The sequence below is a fragment of the Acidovorax sp. LjRoot66 genome (genome assembly GCF_964253305.1).
Classification (GTDB): domain Bacteria; phylum Pseudomonadota; class Gammaproteobacteria; order Burkholderiales; family Burkholderiaceae_C; genus Acidovorax.
The window spans coordinates 1356634-1375235 of the sequence record NZ_CAXUQU020000001.1; the positions used below are offsets into that span (position 1 = coordinate 1356634).

The 18602-nt window shown below is 66.8% G+C and carries 15 protein-coding genes; 14 read left to right on the top strand and 1 reads right to left on the bottom strand.

Annotated features, from left to right (window positions below; translation table 11 throughout):
* Positions 1–7 precede the first annotated feature (7 nt).
* On the bottom strand, positions 8–2359 hold the full coding sequence (locus tag ACSQ3Y_RS06305; protein ID WP_436176766.1) for a putative bifunctional diguanylate cyclase/phosphodiesterase: 2352 nt from the start codon (positions 2357–2359) through the stop codon (positions 8–10).
* A 288-nt stretch (positions 2360–2647) separates the two neighbouring features.
* Here ACSQ3Y_RS06305 and lepB point away from each other — a divergent pair, with 288 nt between their 5' ends.
* The 14 genes from lepB (at position 2648) to mraY (ending at position 18600) form a co-directional block, all read left to right on the top strand.
* Positions 2648–3313 carry a signal peptidase I gene (gene lepB / locus ACSQ3Y_RS06310; RefSeq protein ID WP_057200146.1) on the top strand — a complete coding sequence of 222 codons (666 nt, stop codon included), beginning with the start codon at positions 2648–2650 and terminating at the stop codon, positions 3311–3313.
* 52 nt (positions 3314–3365) lie between these two features.
* Positions 3366–4601: a class I SAM-dependent rRNA methyltransferase gene (locus tag ACSQ3Y_RS06315; protein WP_057200147.1), complete on the top strand. Its 1236-nt coding sequence runs from the start codon at positions 3366–3368 to the stop codon at positions 4599–4601.
* Between the two features lie 219 nt (positions 4602–4820).
* Positions 4821–5900: a CobW family GTP-binding protein gene (locus tag ACSQ3Y_RS06320; RefSeq protein ID WP_057200148.1), complete on the top strand. Its 1080-nt coding sequence runs from the start codon at positions 4821–4823 to the stop codon at positions 5898–5900.
* A gap of 220 nt (positions 5901–6120) precedes the next feature.
* A complete protein-coding gene (gene dksA / locus ACSQ3Y_RS06325; protein WP_082604010.1) occupies positions 6121–6906 on the top strand; it encodes an RNA polymerase-binding protein DksA in 786 nt (261 codons plus the stop codon).
* A gap of 53 nt (positions 6907–6959) precedes the next feature.
* Positions 6960–8681: an STAS domain-containing protein gene (locus ACSQ3Y_RS06330; RefSeq protein ID WP_436176767.1), complete on the top strand. Its 1722-nt coding sequence runs from the start codon at positions 6960–6962 to the stop codon at positions 8679–8681.
* 77 nt (positions 8682–8758) lie between these two features.
* Positions 8759–9322: an ATP-dependent protease subunit HslV gene (gene hslV, locus ACSQ3Y_RS06335; protein ID WP_057200150.1), complete on the top strand. Its 564-nt coding sequence runs from the start codon at positions 8759–8761 to the stop codon at positions 9320–9322.
* Between the two features lie 105 nt (positions 9323–9427).
* Positions 9428–10762: an ATP-dependent protease ATPase subunit HslU gene (gene hslU / locus ACSQ3Y_RS06340; RefSeq protein ID WP_436176768.1), complete on the top strand. Its 1335-nt coding sequence runs from the start codon at positions 9428–9430 to the stop codon at positions 10760–10762.
* Positions 10763–11014: 252 nt separating this feature from the next.
* The gene (gene mraZ / locus ACSQ3Y_RS06345; RefSeq protein ID WP_436176769.1) at positions 11015–11443 is read left to right on the top strand and encodes a division/cell wall cluster transcriptional repressor MraZ; all 429 of its coding nucleotides are present in this window, start codon (positions 11015–11017) and stop codon (positions 11441–11443) included.
* Positions 11444–11452: 9 nt separating this feature from the next.
* Positions 11453–12382, top strand: coding sequence for a 16S rRNA (cytosine(1402)-N(4))-methyltransferase RsmH (rsmH, locus tag ACSQ3Y_RS06350; RefSeq protein WP_436176770.1), 930 nt, complete (start codon positions 11453–11455; stop codon positions 12380–12382).
* The gene (ftsL, locus tag ACSQ3Y_RS06355; protein WP_305741819.1) at positions 12379–12705 is read left to right on the top strand and encodes a cell division protein FtsL; all 327 of its coding nucleotides are present in this window, start codon (positions 12379–12381) and stop codon (positions 12703–12705) included. Before rsmH ends, ftsL begins: the two co-directional genes overlap by 4 nt.
* Positions 12702–14447, top strand: coding sequence for a peptidoglycan D,D-transpeptidase FtsI family protein (locus ACSQ3Y_RS06360; RefSeq protein WP_436176771.1), 1746 nt, complete (start codon positions 12702–12704; stop codon positions 14445–14447). Before ftsL ends, ACSQ3Y_RS06360 begins: the two co-directional genes overlap by 4 nt.
* Positions 14447–15943, top strand: coding sequence for a UDP-N-acetylmuramoyl-L-alanyl-D-glutamate--2,6-diaminopimelate ligase (locus ACSQ3Y_RS06365; protein WP_436176772.1), 1497 nt, complete (start codon positions 14447–14449; stop codon positions 15941–15943). The genes ACSQ3Y_RS06360 and ACSQ3Y_RS06365 overlap by 1 nt, the downstream gene beginning before the upstream one ends.
* Positions 15934–17373, top strand: a complete 1440-nt coding sequence (locus ACSQ3Y_RS06370; RefSeq protein WP_436176773.1) for a UDP-N-acetylmuramoyl-tripeptide--D-alanyl-D-alanine ligase — start codon at positions 15934–15936, stop codon at positions 17371–17373. Before ACSQ3Y_RS06365 ends, ACSQ3Y_RS06370 begins: the two co-directional genes overlap by 10 nt.
* 48 nt (positions 17374–17421) lie before the next feature.
* The gene (gene mraY, locus ACSQ3Y_RS06375; protein WP_057200156.1) at positions 17422–18600 is read left to right on the top strand and encodes a phospho-N-acetylmuramoyl-pentapeptide-transferase; all 1179 of its coding nucleotides are present in this window, start codon (positions 17422–17424) and stop codon (positions 18598–18600) included.
* Positions 18601–18602: the final 2 nt, after the last annotated feature.

Consider the following 18602-nt stretch of genomic DNA (forward strand, 5'->3'; position numbering starts at 1 on the left):
GGGGTCGTCAGGCGGCGATGGCCGGCTGCGCAGCGATGAAGGCGGTGACCGCCGCCAGGTCCAGCGGCCGCGCAAAGTAGAAGCCCTGGCCGGTCACGCAGCCCAGGCCCTGCAGCAGATGGGCCTGTTCAGCGGTCTCGATGCCCTCGGCCGTGGTCTCCATGTGCAGCGCCTGCGCCAGTTCGATCACGGAGTGCACGATGGCCTTCGACTCAGAGCTGCCCTCTATGGGCGCGATGAAGGAGCGGTCGATCTTGAGCCGATCAAACGGGAAGCTGCGCAGATAGGCCAGCGAGGAGTAACCCGTGCCGAAATCGTCCAGCGCGATGCGCACGCCCGCATGGCGCAGCCGGTGCAGTGTGGCCATCACGTCGTCCGTGTCCTGCAGGAAGACGGATTCGGTGATCTCCAGCTCCAACCGCTCGGGCGGCAGGCCGCAGCGCTCCACCACCTCCAGGATTTTGTCGGCCAGCAGGGCATCGTCGAACTGGCACACCGAGAGGTTGACCGACATCACCAGCTCGCCCGGCAACTGGAGCGCCGCCAGGCAGGCGTGTTCCAGCACCCACAGCCCGATGTCGCGGATCAGGCCTGCCTCTTCGGCCACGGGGATGAATTCCACGGGCGACACGCTGCCAAAGCGCGTGCTGTTCCAGCGCAGCAGGGCCTCCAGCCCCGCGATGCGGCCCGAGGCCAGGTGCCATTGGGGCTGGAAGGCCAGGTGCAGTTCGCCCTGGGCCAGGGCGGTGCGCAGGCCGTCCTCGAGCGCAATGCGCCGGTGGGCGCGCTGGTCCATCTCGATGGAAAAGAACTGCACCTGCCTGCGGCCGCGCTGTTTGGCTTCGTACAGGGCCAGGTCGGCATGGTGCAGCAGGGCGTCCACGTGGGTGCCATCGCGCGGCAGGAAGGCCACGCCGATGCTCAGGTGCGGGGTGGTGGCCAGGCCCGAGAGGTCGCAGGGCTGCTCTACGGCGCGCATCAGCCGGTCGCAGAACACCTGCACCTCGGCCCGTGTGCTGGCACCGTCGAGCAGGATGGCGAACTCGTCCCCACCCAGTCGGGCCACCAGGTCGCGGCTGCGGATCTCCTGGTCCATGCGCTGCGCCACGGTCCTGAGCAGCAGGTCTCCGTTGCCGTGGCCATAGGCGTCGTTGATGCGCTTGAAATTGTCCATGTCCAGGCACAGCAGGGCTGCAGCGCTGGTGCCGGCACTGTCCAGCGCACACTGCAGCCGATGCTGGAAGTGGCGCCGGTTGGCAAGACCGGTCAGCGAGTCGAAGTGCGCCAGGCGGTGCATCTCGTCCTCTGCGTGTTTCTTGTGGGTGATGTCCACCCCCACGCCGCGCCAGTCCTGCAGGCTCTGGTCCAGCCGCCAGATGGGTTTGGCGGTAAGCGCCCACCAGCGCAACTGGCCCTCGATCACGATGGGTACGGGCAGGTCGCGAAACGGCTGCGGGCCCCTGAGCGCGGCCTGCAGTGCCTGCAGGTGGCCGGCCGGGTCCACACCATGGGTGGCGCCCTGGTGGGTGCGGGCGATCAGTTCCACAAGGCCCAGGTCGGGGTCGTCCTGGCGGCTGTAGCGCAGGGCCTGGTCCAGGCGGTTGGAGGAGTGGCGCAGCGTGCCTTCGCTGGAAACCTCCCAGAGGAAGTCGCTGGTGTTCTCCTCGAAATCGCGCAGCAGCAGGCCCACGATCTGCTGCTGGTGGGCGGCATCGGCCTCGGCCGCCAGGCGCGATCCGTAGGAGCGGGCCATCACGCGCACCGAGGCGATCACCACCAGCCCATAGGTCATCAGCAGCACCAGCAGTGTCACCGTGCCCGGCTGGTCTGAAGCCCGCGCCAGCCCCACGGCCGAGCCTCCCGCGAGCAGCAGCACGTAGCTCAGGGCCGCCTCGGGCACCGTCACCAGCGCAAAGCCCCCCGCGCAGATCATTCCGCAGCTGATCGCCAGGATCATCATCTGGTCCGGCGCCGTGGCCGAGGCGAAGAGCGCAGCCGGTATGGCGCCCCACAGCAGGCCCAGCGCGCCGGCGTGGCGGGCGGCGCGCCGGATGGCCTTCTTCGACGCCAGCAGTCGAGGAGGGTGGTTGCGTGCGCGCTGCCAGGCACGCAGTCCCTGTGCCGCCACAAACAGCAGCGCCAGCATCCAGGCCCAGAGCCAGGGCGGCACCGTGGCCAGCCGCCAGGCGATGAAACACCCGTTGAAGACATTGACCGCCATGGCCAGCGGGGTCAGGCGCAGCATGGCCTGCAACTGCTGGGCGCGAAAGCTCGCGGCCAGCGGTTCGTCTGCCTCGTAGGGGGCTAGCCATTGCTGCACGCGCGCGGGCAGGAGTGTCAAAAGGCGGGGTTCTGCCATGCAGGCGGGTCCGTTGGGGCAGCCTCCGGCCTCTGCGCTCGGGCGGCTGCGTCATCACACAGGTTTCGGCAAAACACACTTTGCAACCATTGTGCACCCTCGGCTGTGTGCCTGCCCAGGGGTCAACCCAGGGGGCGCGCGGTCCGTTGCGCCGACCGCACGGCGTTCGGGCTGCATGCGCATGGTGGCCGGGAACCTTTGGCGCGGTGGCGGGCTCCGAGCGCTGTGGCCGTGCAGCGCAGGGCCACACGATAAGCCGTTCAAGGGACAACCCGAGGAGAAGAATCGATGGGACGCTGGATCAAGGCCAACAAGGGATTTCTGGTGCTGCTGATGTGCTTCGGCCTGTTTCGCACGGCCGTGGCGGACTGGAACCCCATTCCCTCGGGCTCGATGCGGCCCAACCTGGTCGAGGGCGACGTGGTGTTCGTCAACCGCCTGGCCTACAACGTGAAGATTCCGCTGACCGACGTGGTGCTGGCCCCGATGGGCGAGCCGCGGCGCGGTGACGTGGTGACCTTCTCTTCGCCGCTGGACGGCACGCGCCTCATCAAGCGCCTGGTGGCAGTGCCAGGCGATACGGTGGAGATGCGCGACGAAGTGCTCATCATCAATGGCGAAGCCGCCCGTTACGAGGCACCGCAGGCGCTACAGGAAGCCATGGGCCTGGGCCGCACGGTCGACGCCACGCGCCTGACGGAGCAGGTGCAGGGCCACGAGCGCCGCGTGCAATGGCTGCATGGCGTGACGGCGCGCAGCAGCTTTGACCCCGTGACCGTGCCCGAGGGTGAGTACCTGGTGCTGGGCGACAACCGCGACAACAGCGCCGATTCACGCTACATCGGCCTGGTGCCGCGCCATCTGCTGATCGGCCGGGCCCTGGGCGTGCTGGTGTCGGCGGATACCGACCGGTATTTCATGCCGCGCTTCGAGCGCTTCGGCCAGAAGCTGTAATCCAGCCGCCCGTCTGGCGGGGGAGCGCTCCAACGGCGCGACAATCGGGGCCATGAAAACCCTTCGCCTTCGCCCTGGCAAGGAGCGCTCGCTCCTGCGCCGCCATCCCTGGATCTTCGAATCGGCCATCGCCAAGGGCGGCGGCGACAGCGGCGAGACGGTGCGTGTCGAGTCGCACGAGGGCCAGTTCCTGGCCTGGGCCGCGTTCAGCCCCAGCTCACGCATCCGGGCCCGGGTGTGGAGCTTCGACGAGGCGCAGCGCATCGACGAGCCCTTCTTCATCGCCGCCTGCGCGCGCGCCATCATCGCCCGCGCGCGCTTCGATGTGCAGAGCGACGGCATCCGCCTGGTGCATGGCGAGTCCGACGGCCTGCCCGGCCTGATCGTGGACCGCTACGGCGATACGCTGGTGGCGCAGTTCACCAGTGCCGGCACCGAGCGCTGGAAAGATGTGCTGGCCGATGCCCTGCTGCGCGAGACCGGCCTCACCCGGCTGTACGAGCGCTCGGATGCGAGCGTGCGCGCTCTGGAGGGGCTGGAGCCCGCCACGGGCTGGCTGCGCGGCGGCCCGGTGGCCGGTGGCGAGGTGCCGCCGGTGGAGCTGACCATCCACGAGCACCAGTGGCAGCTCACGCTCAACATTGCCGAAGGCCACAAGACCGGCTTCTACCTGGACCAGCGCGACAGCCGCAAGCGTTTTGCCGACTATGCGCGCCGGCTGGGCTTCCAGCATGTGCTCAACTGCTTTTGCTACACCGGCGGCTTCAGCGTGGCAGCGTTGGCCGGCATGCGTGCGGCCGAGGCGGCGGGCGGCCCGGGAGGCGGCCACGTGACTTCCATTGACTCCTCCGGCCCCGCGCTGGAGCGGGCGCGCGCCCACGTGGCGCTCAACGGCTTCGACGTGAACCGCGCGAGCTTCCTGGATGCCGATGTGAACGCCTCGCTGCGCCAGTTCCTCAAGGAAGGCCAGCGCTTTGACGCCATCGTGCTCGATCCGCCCAAGTTCGCGCCCACCGCAGCGCACGCAGAACGCGCCGCGCGCGCCTACAAGGACATCAACCGCCTGGCGCTGCAGCTGCTCACGCCCGGCGGCGTGCTGTTCACCTTCTCGTGTTCGGGGGGCATCAGCGCCGACCTGTTCCACAAGATCGTGGCCTCGGCCGGGGCCGATGCCGGGGTGGACGGCTACATCGTCGAGCGCCTGGCAGGGGCTCCCGACCACCCGATGACGCTGGAGTTTCCCGAAGGCGAGTACCTCAAGGGGCTGGTGGTGATGCGCAAATCCTGAAGTCCACAGCCTCCTGTCCGGGCACTAACGCAACTTCCTTTCGTCAAGAGATGCTTTTTTGCTCCTTGATCCATAGCTTCAAGGCAAAGACTGGTATGCGATTGAGCTCAAAAATGCGGGATCCCCATTGGTGCAGGGGTTCGGTGGGGTCTTGATTTCGTGGCTAAACTGCCGCAAGTCGTCCCCCTGGCACCCGCATCCTTTTCTAGGCTTTTCTCCATGTCCCTCATACCTGCCACCATCCTCACCGGCTTCCTGGGCTCGGGCAAGACCACCCTGCTCAAGCGCCTGCTCAGCGAAGCCCACGGCCAGAAGATCGCCGTGATCGAAAACGAGTTCGGCGAAGAGAACATCGACAACGACATCCTGGTGACCGAGTCCAAGGAGCAGATCGTGCAGATGAGCAATGGCTGCATCTGCTGCACCATCCGCGAGGACCTGCGCGAGACGCTGCAACTGCTGGCCGCCAAGAAGCGCAAGGGCCTGCTCGACTTCGACCGCATCGTGATCGAGACCACGGGCCTGGCCGACCCCGGCCCGGTGGCGCAGACCTTCTTCATGGACGAGGAGATTGCCGAGACCTACCTGATCGACTCCATCATCACGCTGGTGGATGCCAGGCACGCGCCCCAGCAGCTCAACGACCGCCAGGAGGCACGCCGCCAGGTGGGCTTTGCCGACCAGATCTTCCTGTCCAAGACCGACCTGGTGAGCGCCGAGGAGACCGATGCCCTGATCCATCGCTTGAAGCACATGAACCCGCGCGCGCCCATCAAGGCCGTGCACTTCGGCGAAGTGCCGCTCAAGGAAGTGCTGGACCTGCGTGGCTTCAACCTCAATGCCAAGCTCGACATCGACCCCGACTTCCTCAAGGAAGAGGGCGATCACGACCACCATGACCATGGCCATGACCACCATGACCATGAACATGGTGAGCACTGCGACCACCCTTCGCACCAGCATGGCCACGAAGGCGGTGGGCACCACCACCACCACGATGACGACGTCAAGAGCTTCGTTTTCCGCTCGGTGCGTCCTTTCGATCCGGCCAAGCTCGAGGACTTCCTGGGCGCCATCGTCAACATCTACGGTCCGCGCATGCTGCGCTACAAGGGCGTGCTGTACATGAAGGGCACCGAGCGCAAGGTGATCTTCCAGGGCGTGCACCAGCTCATGGGCAGCGACCTGGGGCCGCAGTGGGCCGAGGGCGAGGAGCGCCTGAGCAAGATGGTCTTCATCGGCATCGACCTGCCCAAGGACATCCTCCTGCAAGGGCTGGAACAAAGCCTTGTGGCTTGACGGGCGCTGAGCTGGTTGGGGATTGTCAACAAGCGTCCCCTTCGCGATTTGCCTCGGAAAACCGCGATATGGCTGGCAAGATGTGTCGTATCTGCAACGTTTTCGTTTGCGTCAGCCCAGGTCGATACAATCGCGCCCCGGTAAAACCCCGGAAGGCTTGCCATCCGCCCTTGGCTGCCAGCGCAGCCTGGGCCCGCCCGTATAGCGAGGAGACCAGGAAGTGAAAGCCGAAACCAGCAAATCCAAGGCGGCTGCGAAAGCAGCCCCGAGCGCGGGTAAAAGCGCTGCCGCACCAGCGGCAGCCAAAGCTGCTGCAAAGGCCCCTGCCAAGGCTGCTCCCAAGGCGACAGCCGCCCCGGTGCCCGTCGCCCCCGAACCTGTTCTGCAGGCGGGATCCCATGTACCCGTGCGCACGACCCGGCCTTCTTCCCGATTGGCCCAATTGACCGTACCATCCATGGCACAGGCAACGGCTTCCACCGCTGCCAAAGCCAGCTACCAACAGACCATGCCCACGACCGCGCAAGTGCATCCCACTTTCACTGCTGCCAAAAAAGACCCCAAGCTGGCCAACAACTGGAAAGCCAAGACGGCCCAGGAGCTGACCGACGCTGAAGTCCTGGCCATGCCTGACAGCGAATACATGAACGAAAAGCAGATGGCGTTCTTTCGCCTGAAGCTGGTCCAGCTCAAGCAGGACATCCACAACAGTGCCGGTGAAACCACCGAGCACCTGCGTGAAGACACCGTGGTGGTGCCGGACCCTGCCGACCGTGCCACCATCGAGGAAGAGCACGCCCTGGAGTTGCGCACGCGCGATCGCGAGCGCAAGCTGCTCAAGAAGATCGAGCAGTCCATCGCCCGCATCGACGCTGGCGACTATGGCTACTGTGACGAGACGGGCGAGCCCATCGGTGTCGGCCGCCTGATCGCCCGCCCCACAGCCACGCTGTCGCTCGAAGCGCAACAGCGCCGTGAACTCAAGCAGAAAATGTTCGGTGACTGAAGTCCGCCCGGCCTGAATGCACCCATGCGCACGCACCCTCTCTCGCCTACCCCATGAGCAAGGAAGAAACCACGCCCGGCGGCCTGCTGTCCAAGATGGTGCGGTTTGTGCGCAACCCGACGACAAACTGGACCGAGCTCGACTCGCTTCAGGACGACCGGGAGAGCCAGTACAGCAAGCAGATGCTCAAGGAGATGATCGAGCGCAAGCGCCGCAACGATTTCGTGCGCCGCCGCGAGTTCGATCAGCTGCGCAAGCTGCGCCAGCGCGAAGTGCTGCAAGGCCAGCGCACCGAAGACCCCACCGCACGCCCCTCGTTCTTCCAGAGCAGCATGGCCTCGCCCGACGAGCGCGCCGTGACGCTCAAGAAGATCGACGAGATCGAGGCGCAGATGTCGCAGCAGTGGTGGAAGAGCAAGGCCAACGCCGACGCCCCCACCCAGCCTGCGGATTTTCGCGGGGAGGACGAGGCCGCTGCACGCGCCTTCGCGCCCACCGCGCCCGTCAGCCTGGCCGCGCCCATTGCCGCCGCCCCTGCGGCGGTCAAGCCCCTTTTTGATGACGACAGCATGGCGATCGGCCAGTTTGGCGGCATCGATGCGACCATGCGGGGGGAGCCGCCGCGGCAGGACGTACTGGCATCGTTTGACCCGAGTCCGGCACCAACGCCCGAAACCGCATCCGCACCGGAGGAATTCGTGCACGAACCCGACCTTGAAGAGGCCGCCATCCGCTTCGCCAACGGCGATCACGCAGGGGCGGAGTCCGGCTTGCTCGATGTGCTGGCACAGCACCAGCAGGACGAGCCGGCGCAGCAGCTGGAAATCTGGATGACGCTGTTCGACCTGTACCGCGCGACGGGCCAGCACGACCGCTTCGACACCCTGGCCATCGATTTTGCCGCCGGATTCAGCCGCTCGGCGCCCTTGTGGTTCTCCATGCCCGAGCAGCTCGGTCTGGTGCAGGAGCAGGCGCCCGCAGCGGGTGCGGCCCGCCGGGATTTCAGCTGGAATGCGCCCCCACGGCTCACGGTATCGTCGGTAGCGGCGCTGCAGGCCTCCATCGAGCGCTCTGCTGCGCCCTGGACTCTGGCCTGGACGCGCATCGCCGGCATCGACGATGCCGCCGTGCCCCTGCTGGCGGACCAGTTCACCAAGTGGGCGGACCGTGCGGGCCAGTTCGTGTTCTCGGGCGTTGACCGGCTCACGACGCTGATGGAGATCATGACCCAGTCGGGTGACCGTGCCTCGGGCCCCGAGTGGTGGCGCCTGCGCATGGCAGCGCTGCGCCTGATGGGGCGGCCTGACGAGTTCGAATTGGTGGCGCTTGACTACTGCGTGACTTATGAGGTGTCGCCGCCCTCCTGGGTGGCGCCCAAGATGGGTTATTCGGACGATGCCACCTCGGCCAGCAGCCAGGCTGCAGCGCCCGCCGAACGTGACATGCTGGCGTCGGACTTCGGTTTTGATGCGTCCATTCCCGCTACGCTGGACGCGACCCCTGTGGCCTCGCTCAGCGGGCACATCGATGGCGATGCCACCCCGCTGCTCGAGCCCTTCCAGGCGCTGATGCGCCCCGGGGTACCGCTCACGGTGTCCTGCGACAAGCTGATCCGCGTCGACTTCGCTGCGGCCGGCTCGGTGCTCAACTGGGCCGCAGAGCAGCAGGGCCAAGGCCATGAGGTGCATTTCCACAACCTGCAGCGCTTGGTGGCCATCTTCTTCAACGTGATCGGTATCAACGAGCACGCCTGGGTGATGCCGCGCAAGAACTGACGGACTGCGAGCCCGTGCCAGGCGGCGGGCGCTGCCCTGGCTTGAAAGCAGTGCCGGCGCCCCCATCTGCGGCAGCTATGGATTCCTCAAACAACCACCCGGTGTTTCACGGCACCACCATCCTGAGCGTGCGCCGCCAGACCCCTGCCGGCGTGCAGGTGGCCATTGGCGGTGACGGCCAGGTCACCCTGGGCAACATCGTCGTCAAGGGCACGGCCCGCAAGGTGCGCAAGCTGCACCATGGCAAGGTGCTGGCCGGCTTTGCGGGCGCCACGGCCGATGCGTTCACCCTGTTCGAGCGCTTCGAAGCCAAGCTCGACAAGCACCAGGGCCACCTGGTGCGTGCCGCCATCGAACTGACCAAGGACTGGCGCACCGACCGCGTGCTGCGCCGTTTGGAGGCCATGCTGGCCGTGGCCGACCTGGAGGCTTCGCTCATCATCACCGGCAACGGCGACGTCCTGGAGCCCGAGCAGGGCATCGTGGCCATCGGATCGGGCGGTGCTTACGCCCACTCGGCCGCCAAGGCGCTGCTCAACCACACCGACCTGCCGGCGCAGGAGATCGTCAAGAAGTCCCTCGAGATCGCGGGTGAGCTGTGCATCTACACCAACATGCACCACACCATCGAGACGCTTTGATGGCTTTGCCCGGTGCGCGACCGCGCGACCGGGCCCTCCCTTTCATGGTGCCGGCTGCAGTGTGATGCGGCGGCCGGTTCCCCCACCGAACCCAGGCGGATCTCCATGTCGTCCATGACCCCCCAAGAAATCGTCTCCGAACTCGACCACCACATCGTCGGCCAGGCCAGTGCCAAGCGTGCGGTGGCCATCGCGCTGCGCAACCGCTGGCGCCGCCAGCAGGTCGAGGGCGCGCTGCGCCACGAGATCACTCCCAAGAACATCCTCATGATCGGCCCCACGGGCGTCGGCAAGACCGAGATCGCCCGGCGCCTGGCGCGCCTGGCCGATGCGCCCTTCATCAAGGTCGAGGCCACCAAGTTCACCGAGGTAGGCTATGTGGGCAAGGATGTCGACTCCATCATCCGCGACCTGGCCGAAATCGCCGTCAAGCAGACCCGCGATGCCGAGACCCGCAAGGTGCGCGCGCGTGCCGAGGATGCAGCCGAAGAGCGCATCCTGGACGTACTGATCCCCGTGGCCCGGTCGGCCGCAGGCAGTGAAGCAGCACCCCCGGCCAACGACAGCACGGCGCGCCAGGTGTTCCGCAAGAAGCTGCGCGAAGGCTCGCTCGACGACAAGGAGATCGAGATCGACGTGGCCGAGAGCCGGCCAGCGCTGGAGATCATGGGCCCCTCGGGCATGGAGGAGATGACCGAGCAGCTGCGCGGCATGTTCAGCCAGATGGGCCAGGACAAGCGGCGCACGCGCAAGCTCAAGATCGCCGAGGCGCTCAAGCTGCTCATCGAGGAAGAAGCCGCCAAGCTCGTCAACGAGGAAGAGATCAAGGCCCGCGCCATCGCCAACGCCGAGCAGAACGGCATCGTCTTCATCGACGAGATCGACAAGGTAGCGTCGCGCCAGGAAAGCAGTGGCGCCGATGTTTCGCGCCAGGGCGTGCAGCGCGACCTGCTGCCGCTGGTGGAGGGCACCACCGTGTCCACCAAGTACGGCATGGTCAAGACCGACCACATCCTGTTCATCGCCTCGGGCGCCTTTCACCTGGCCAAGCCCAGTGACCTGATTCCCGAACTGCAGGGGCGCTTTCCGATCCGGGTGGAGCTGGGCTCGCTCTCGGTGCAGGACTTCGAGGCCATCCTCGTGCAGACCCATGCCTCCCTGGTCAAGCAGTACCAGGCGCTGCTGGCCACCGAAGGGGTGACGCTGGAGTTCGCCCCCGAGGGCATCACGCGCCTGGCGCACATCGCGTTCGAGGTCAACGAGCGCACCGAGAACATCGGCGCGCGCCGCCTGTCCACCGTGATGGAGCGGCTGCTCGATGAGGTGAGTTTCGACGCCACGCGCCTGTCGGGTCAGACCGTCACCATCGATGCGGCCTATGTCGATGCCCGGCTGCAAACCCTGAGCCAGAACGAGGACCTCTCGCGCTACATCCTGTGACCTTGGGCCCTGCCTTGAGGTATCACTTGCATAGGCCGCGCTAAGTGGTTCTTTCTCAACGACTTTTGCTTGTTTGGCTCCTTCGGAGTCGCGCCTAAGTCCTTGATTTCATTGCAAAAGTTTGTTGTGCACCCCCTTGCTCGGTGTGCTTTTCCTGCTACAGTGCAAAAAAGTGCAATTAAGTGGTGAAAAGTGCCCTCGAAGACCCTTTGCACGGGTTGAGTGGATCCATACCGAGTGGGGATTTTTTTCGTGTTCCAAGGTGCCTCGTCGCTGAGTCTCGATGCGAAGGGTCGGCTGTCCGTGCCGACCCGGCATCGTGACGTCCTCGCCGCGACGGCCGCCGGGCAACTCACGATCACCAAGCACCCCCATGGCTGCCTGATGGTCTTCCCCCGCCCCGAGTGGGAAAAATTCCGCGAGCGCATCGCCGAGCTGCCCATGTCCGCCCAGTGGTGGAAGCGCATTTTCCTGGGCAATGCCCAGGATGTGGAGATGGACGGCACGGGCCGGGTGCTGGTGTCGCCCGAACTGCGCGGGGCCGCAGGGATCTCGCGCGAGACCATGCTGCTGGGCATGGGCAACCATTTCGAACTCTGGGACAAGGCCACCTATGACGAGCAGGAGGCCAAGGCCATGCAGGGTGAGATGCCCGACGTCTTCAAGGACTTCTCTTTCTAAAGGCGCGCGGTGACCGAGGCTTTGCAACATACGACCGTCCTGCTCGAAGAAGCGGTGGACGCGCTGCTCGGCGGCGCGGGCCCAGAGCCGTCCGGCACCTTTGTGGACGCCACCTTCGGGCGCGGGGGGCACTCGCGCCGGATCCTGCTGCGGCTGGGGCCAGAGGGGCGTCTTGTGGCATTCGACAAGGACCCCGAAGCCATCGCCGAAGCAACGCGCATCAACGATGCGCGTTTTTCCATTCGGCACGAAGGATTTCGCCACCTCGGTGAACTGCCTGCGGGCAGTGCCGCAGGCGTGCTGATGGACCTGGGCGTGAGCTCGCCCCAGATCGACAGCCCCGAGCGGGGTTTCAGTTTCCGTTTCGATGGCCCGCTGGACATGCGCATGGACACCACGCGCGGCGAAAGCGTGGCCCAGTGGTTGGCAACTGCCGAGGTTCAACAGATTGCGGAGGTGATACGTGACTACGGTGAAGAACGGTTTGCTGGCCCCATTGCAAAGGCGATTGTTGCGCGGCGCGAAGAGCGGGGGCCTGTTGCAACCACCGGTGAACTGGCCAGTCTCGTGGCTGGCACGGTCAAAACCCGCGAGCAGGGCCAGAACCCTGCAACGCGCACATTTCAGGCTCTTCGGATTTTCATCAACGCCGAGCTTGAAGAGCTGCAACAGGCGCTAGAGGCCAGCCTCTCGGTGCTGCAGCCGGGCGGGCGCCTGGCGGTCATCAGCTTCCATTCGCTGGAAGACCGCATCGTCAAGCAGTTCATCGCCAGGCACTCCAAGGAGGTCTACGACCGCCGCGCACCGTTTGCCGTGCCCCAGGCCATGAAGCTGGTGGCCCTGGACCGCATCAAGCCCAGCGCGGCCGAAGTGGCCGGCAACCCCCGTTCGCGCAGCGCCATCATGCGCGTGGCCGAGCGCACCGAGGTGCCCGCATGACCCGGTTGAACCTGGTGCTGCTGCTGGCGGTGCTGGCCAGCGCGCTGTTCCTGGTGCACACCCAGTACCAGTCGCGCCGCCTGTTCACCGAGCTCGACCGCGCCACGGCCGAGGCCCGCCGGCTGGAAACCGAGCACCAGCGCCTGCAGGTGGAAAAGCGCGCCCAGGCCACGCCGCTGCGCGTGGAAAAGCTCGCGCGCGCACAACTGCAGATGCGCACGGCCACGCCGGCCATCACTCAGTACGTGTCCGACCCGGCCGGTGTCACCGTTGCCGCCTCGCCGTCGCCGGCAACGCCACCCGCCGCAGGAACGCAGCCATGAGCCGCAGCGTTCTGTACACCTCCAGCCCGCTGCTGGCCAGCAAGACGCCGGTCTGGCGCAGCAAGTTCATCGTGGCCATGATCGCGCTGGGCTTCCTGGGCCTGGGCGCGCGGGCTGCCTACGTGCAGGTGTTCGGCAACGCGTTCTTTCAGCGCCAGGGCGAGGTGCGCTTTGCCCGCACCCTGGAGATGCCGGCCAACCGCGGCAAGATCCTCGACCGCAACGGCCTGATCCTGGCCTCCAGCGTGCCGGCCGCCAGCATCTGGGCCATCCCCGAGGACGTGGAACAGGACCAGCCCGAGGTCAAGGCCAAGATGAAGCAACTGGCCAAGCTGCTGGAAATGCCGCTGTCCGAACTCAACGCCAAACTGGCCGACGAGGACAAGACCTTCGTCTGGATCAAGCGCCAGCTCGACTGGGACGTGGGCCAGCAGATTGCCGCCCTGGGTATCAAGGGCATCTACCAGCGCAAGGAATACCGGCGCCAGTACCCCGAGGGCGAGGCCGCGGCCCACGTGGTGGGCTTCACCAACGTCGAGGACCATGGCCAGGAGGGCATGGAGCTGGCCTTCAACAAGGAGCTGGCCGGCAAGGCCGGCTCGCGCCGCGTGATCAAGGACCGCCTGGGCCGCGTGGTCGAGGGCGTGGGCGAGACCGTACCGCCCGTGGACGGACGCGACATGCAGCTGTCCATCGACAGCAAGGTGCAGTTCTTCGCCTACCAGAAGCTGCGCGACCAGGTCGCCCTGCACAAGGCCAAGGCTGGCAGCGTGGTGGTGCTCGACGCGCATACCGGCGAACTGCTGGCCCTGGCCAACTACCCGAGCTATGTGCCCGACAAGCGCCAGAACCTGACCGGCGAGCAGTTGCGCAACCGCGCGCTGACCGACGTCTTCGAGCCGGGCTCGACCATGAAGCCCTTCACCATCGGCCTGGCGCTGGAGAGCGGGCGCGTGCGCCCCGAGACGCCGGTGGACACGAATCCCGGGCGCATCACCATCACCGGCTCCACCATCTCTGACACGCACAACTACGGCCTGCTCACGGTCGAGGGCGTGATCCAGAAGTCGAGCAACGTGGGCACCACCAAGATCGCCATGCAGATGCCTGCGCGCGAGATGTGGGAGACCTTCTCGGCCGCGGGCTTTGGCCAGAAGCCGCAAATCACTTTTCCTGGGGTCGTCACCGGCAAGCTGCGTCCTTACAAGACATGGCGCCCTGTGGAGCAGGCCACCATGTCCTATGGCTATGGCCTGTCGGCCAGCCTGTTCCAGATGGCGCGCTCGTACACCGTGTTTGCCAACGGCGGCCGCGTGATCCCGGCCACCATGTTCAAGACCGATGAGCCCGCCATCGGCGTGCCCGTGTTCTCCGAGCGCACGGCCGACCAGGTGCGCAAGATGCTGCAGATGGCCGCCGGCCCTGGCGGCACCGGGCAGAAGGCGCAGACCCTGGGCTACTCGGTGGGTGGCAAGTCCGGCACGGCGCGCAAGCAGGTGGGCAAGAACTACGCCTCCGGCAAGTACCGGGCCTGGTTTACCGGCATGGCGCCCATCGACAAGCCGCGCATCATCGTCGCGGTGATGATCGACGAGCCCAGCAACGGCGTGTTCTACGGCGGCGCCGTGGCCGCGCCGGTGTTCAGCGAGGTGGTGCAGCAGACGCTGCGCATGATGGGCGTGCAGCCCGACATGGCCGTCAAGCCCCAGATCGTGGCCAACCCGGTCGAGGAGTCCTTGTGATGCAGGTGCTCAACTCCTCCCGCGACGCCGTGCAGTGGCTGCGCAGCCGCGTCACCGGCACGCTGCAGACCGACAGCCGTCTGATCGGCCCGGGCGACGGCTTCATTGCCTGGCCCGGTGCGGCCACCGACGGGCGTGCCCATGTGTCCGATGCCCTGGTGCGCGGTGCCACGGCCTGCCTGGTGGAGCAGGCGGGCGTGGAGGTGTTTGCGCTGGAGGGTGAGCATATCGCCGCACTGCCGGGCCTCAAGGCCGCCACCGGCCCGATGGCGGCCGAGTGGTTCGACCATCCCACCCAGCGGCTCGATGTGCTTGCCGTGACGGGCACCAACGGCAAGACCAGCACCGCCTCTTGGCTGGCGGATGCGCTCAACCTGCTGGCGGGCCCGCAGTACGGCAAGGGCTGCGCCATCGTCGGCACCCTGGGGCTCGGGCGGCCACCGGCACTCACCTACACCGGCATGACCACGCCCGACCCCGTGCGCCTGCAGCGCGCCTTCGCGCAGTTCGCGGAGGAGGGAATGGGCGCTTGCGCCATCGAGGCCTCGTCCATCGGCATCGCCGAGCGGCGCCTGGACGGCACGCGCATCCGCGTGGCCGTGTTCACTAACTTCACGCAGGACCACCTGGATTACCACGGCAGCATGGCCGACTACTGGCTGGCCAAGCGCGAGCTGTTCGGCTGGGCCGGCCTGCAGGCCGCTGTGGTCAACGTGGACGACCCGGCCGGCGCGCAACTGCATGCCGAGCTGGCGGGCACGGCGCTGGACCTGTGGGGCATAGCCCTTGAAGCCGACGCCCGCCTGGTCGCCCGCGACGTGGCACTGGGCGAGCAGGGCCTGCGCTTCACCGTGGTGGAGGGCGCAGAGCGGCAGGTCCTGCAGACCCGCGTGATCGGCCAGTACAACATCCTGAACCTGCTGGGCGTGCTGGCCACGCTGCGCAGCCTGGGCGTGTCCCTGGCCGATGCCGTCGATGCCTGCAGCCGCCTGCAGCCGGTGCCCGGGCGCATGCAGCGCCTGGTGGCGCCAGGGCAACCCCTGGTGGCCGTGGACTACGCCCACACCCCCGATGCGCTGGACAAGGCGCTGCGCGCGCTGCGCCCCCTGGCGGAGGAACGCGGCGGCCAGTTGTGGTGCGTGTTCGGCTGTGGCGGCGACCGCGACGCCGGCAAGCGCCCGCTGATGGGCGCCGTGGCGCAGCAGCAGGCCGACCGCGTGCTGGTGACCAGCGACAACCCGCGCAGCGAAGACCCCGCCCTGATCATCCACCAGATCCTGCAAGGCACGATTGCCGGCGCCTCGGTGCTGCCCGAGCCCGACCGCGCCGCCGCCATCGCGGCCGCCATCGGTGAAGCCGATGCCCTGGACGTGGTACTGATCGCCGGCAAGGGACACGAAGACACCCAGGAGACGGCCGGCGTGCGCCTGCCGTTCTCCGACATGGCCCATGCGCAGGCTGCGCTGCAGGCCCGAGGAGCCCGCACATGGGCATGATGATGAACCTGCGCCAGGCGCACGCCCTCATCCATCCGCGCATCGCTTCGGCGTGCCTGGTGGGCGATGGCGATGTGGCGCTGCAGCGCGTGCACACCGATACCCGCAGCCTGCTGGCGGGCGACCTGTTCGTGGCGCTCAAGGGCGAACGCTTCGATGCCAATGCCTTCCTGGACCAGGCCCGTACGGGCGGGGCTGCCGCAGCGATTGCGCATGGCGGCCTCGAAGCGGCCGGCATGCCTGGTATCGAGGTGCCCGACAGCCTGGCCGCATTGGGTGCGCTCGCCACCGGCTGGCGCGCGCAACTGCGCCTGCCGCTGATCGGCGTGACCGGCAGCAACGGCAAGACCACGGTGACGCAGATGATCGCCTCCATCCTGCGCGCCTGGCAGGGCGATGCCGCCTTTGCCACCGAGGGCAATTTCAACAACGACATCGGCGTGCCGCTGATGCTGCTGCGCCTGCGCGAATCGCACCGCGCCGCCGTGATCGAGATGGGCATGAACCACCCCGGCGAGATCGCCGTGCTGGCCGCCATGGCCCAACCCACGGTGGCCCTGGTGAACAACGCGCAACGTGAACACATGGAGTTCATGCACACGGTGGAAGCCGTGGCGCGCGAGAACGGCTCGGTGTTCGCGGCGCTGCCCGCCGATGGCGTGGCCGTGTTTCCCGCTGCCGACCCCTTCACGCCGCTGTGGCGCGAGCTAGCCGGAGCACGCCGCTGCCTCGCGTTCGGCGAGGGGGGCGATGTGGCCTGCGCGTCTGCCGAATGGACACAGGGCGCCTGGGTTGTGCAGGTGCAGACACCCGCCGGGGCCCTCGATTGCCGCCTGCAGATCGCCGGCCGCCACAACGTGACCAATGCACTGGCGGGCACCGCCTGCGCCCTGGCCGCCGGTGTGCCGCTGGCCGCCATCGCCCGGGGGCTCGATGCTTTCGTGCCGGTCAAGGGCCGCTCGCGCGCCTTCAGCGTGCAGCACGCCGGGCGCGAGATCACCGTGGTGGACGACACCTACAACTCCAACCCCGATTCGCTGCAGGCCGCCATCCACGTGCTGGCGGCCTTGCCCGGCCCGCACCTGCTGGTGGTGGGCGATATCGGCGAGGTAGGCGAGCAAGGGCCGCAGTTCCACACCGAGGCAGGCGCCCAAGCCAAGGCGGCCGGCATCGCCACCCTGTATGCGCTGGGAACGCTGTCGGCACACACCGCGCGGGCCCACGGGGCTGCCACGCATTTCGAGGGCATGGAACAGCTGCAGTCTGCGGTCTGTGCCGCGCTGCCCACGGTGGGCAGTGTGCTCGTCAAGGGTTCGCGCTTCATGAAGATGGAAAGGGTGGTGCAGGCCATTGCCGCTGCCGCCGCCCCGCAAGCAACACAACAAGAACAACAAGGAAAGTCCGAGGGAACCCATGACGCAACGCACTGAATCGACAAGCGCTCGCCGGGCACGTTGCCTCTTGCAGGGAGGTGCCGCATGCTGCTGATCCTGTCGCAATGGCTGCAGGGGCTGTCGCCCGAGCTCGGTTTTTTCCGCGTGTTCCAGTACCTCACCTTCCGCGCGGTGATGGCCGCGCTCACGGCGCTGTTGATCGGCCTGGTGGCCGGCCCCAAGGTGATCCGCGTGCTCACCTCGCTCAAGATCGGCCAGCCCATCCGGGGCTACGCCATGCAGTCGCACCTGTCCAAGAGCGGCACGCCCACCATGGGTGGGGTGCTTATCCTGCTGTCGATCGCGATTTCCACGATCCTGTGGTTCGACCTGTCCAACCGCTTCGTCTGGATCGTGCTCATCGTGACGCTGGGCTTTGGCGCCATCGGCTGGGTCGATGACTGGCGCAAGGTGGTCAACAAGGACCCCGAGGGCATGCGCTCGCGCGAGAAGTATTTCTGGCAGTCCGTCATCGGCCTGATTGCGGCCGTCTACCTGGTGTTCAGTATCTCCGAGAGCTCCAACGCCAAGGTCTTCGAGCTGTTCATGACCTGGGTGCAGTCGGGCTTCTCGCTGGACCTGCCGCCCAAGGCCGGCCTGCAACTGCCCTTCTTCAAGGAAGTGAGCTACCCGCTGGGCGTGCTCGGCTTCGTGATCCTGACCTACCTGGTCATCGTGGGCTCGAGTAACGCCGTGAACCTGACCGACGGGCTCGATGGCCTGGCCATCATGCCGGTGGTGATGGTGGGCTCGGCCCTCGGTGTGTTCGCTTACGTCACCGGCAGCTCGGTCTACTCCAAGTACCTGTTCTTCCCGAACATCCCGGGGGCTGGCGAACTGCTGATCTTCTGCGCCGCCATGGCGGGTGCGGGCCTGGCCTTCCTGTGGTTCAACGCCCACCCCGCGCAGGTGTTCATGGGCGACGTGGGCGCGCTGGCGCTGGGCGCGGCGCTGGGCACCATCGCCGTCATCGTGCGCCAGGAGATCGTGCTGGCCATCATGGGCGGCATCTTCGTGGTCGAGGCCTTGTCGGTGATGCTGCAGGTGGTCTGGTTCAAGTACACCAAGAAGCGCTACGGCGAAGGCCGCCGCCTGCTCAAGATGGCGCCCCTGCACCACCACTTCGAGAAGAGTGGCTGGAAGGAGACCCAGGTGGTCGTGCGCTTCTGGATCATCACCATGCTGCTGTGCCTGATCGGCCTGTCCACGCTCAAGCTGCGCTGACC

Coding starts and splice junctions, on each gene's coding strand:
- lepB (WP_057200146.1), top strand. CDS start 2,648: ATGGGACGCTGGATCAAGGCCAACAAGGGATTTCTGGTGCTGCTGATG.
- mraY (WP_057200156.1), top strand. CDS start 17,422: ATGCTGCTGATCCTGTCGCAATGGCTGCAGGGGCTGTCGCCCGAGCTC.
- ACSQ3Y_RS06305 (WP_436176766.1), bottom strand. CDS start 2,359: ATGGCAGAACCCCGCCTTTTGACACTCCTGCCCGCGCGCGTGCAGCAA.
- ACSQ3Y_RS06360 (WP_436176771.1), top strand. CDS start 12,702: ATGAGCCGCAGCGTTCTGTACACCTCCAGCCCGCTGCTGGCCAGCAAG.
- ACSQ3Y_RS06330 (WP_436176767.1), top strand. CDS start 6,960: ATGAGCAAGGAAGAAACCACGCCCGGCGGCCTGCTGTCCAAGATGGTG.
- hslU (WP_436176768.1), top strand. CDS start 9,428: ATGTCGTCCATGACCCCCCAAGAAATCGTCTCCGAACTCGACCACCAC.
- ACSQ3Y_RS06315 (WP_057200147.1), top strand. CDS start 3,366: ATGAAAACCCTTCGCCTTCGCCCTGGCAAGGAGCGCTCGCTCCTGCGC.
- hslV (WP_057200150.1), top strand. CDS start 8,759: ATGGATTCCTCAAACAACCACCCGGTGTTTCACGGCACCACCATCCTG.
- ACSQ3Y_RS06365 (WP_436176772.1), top strand. CDS start 14,447: ATGCAGGTGCTCAACTCCTCCCGCGACGCCGTGCAGTGGCTGCGCAGC.
- ACSQ3Y_RS06370 (WP_436176773.1), top strand. CDS start 15,934: ATGGGCATGATGATGAACCTGCGCCAGGCGCACGCCCTCATCCATCCG.
- ACSQ3Y_RS06320 (WP_057200148.1), top strand. CDS start 4,821: ATGTCCCTCATACCTGCCACCATCCTCACCGGCTTCCTGGGCTCGGGC.
- ftsL (WP_305741819.1), top strand. CDS start 12,379: ATGACCCGGTTGAACCTGGTGCTGCTGCTGGCGGTGCTGGCCAGCGCG.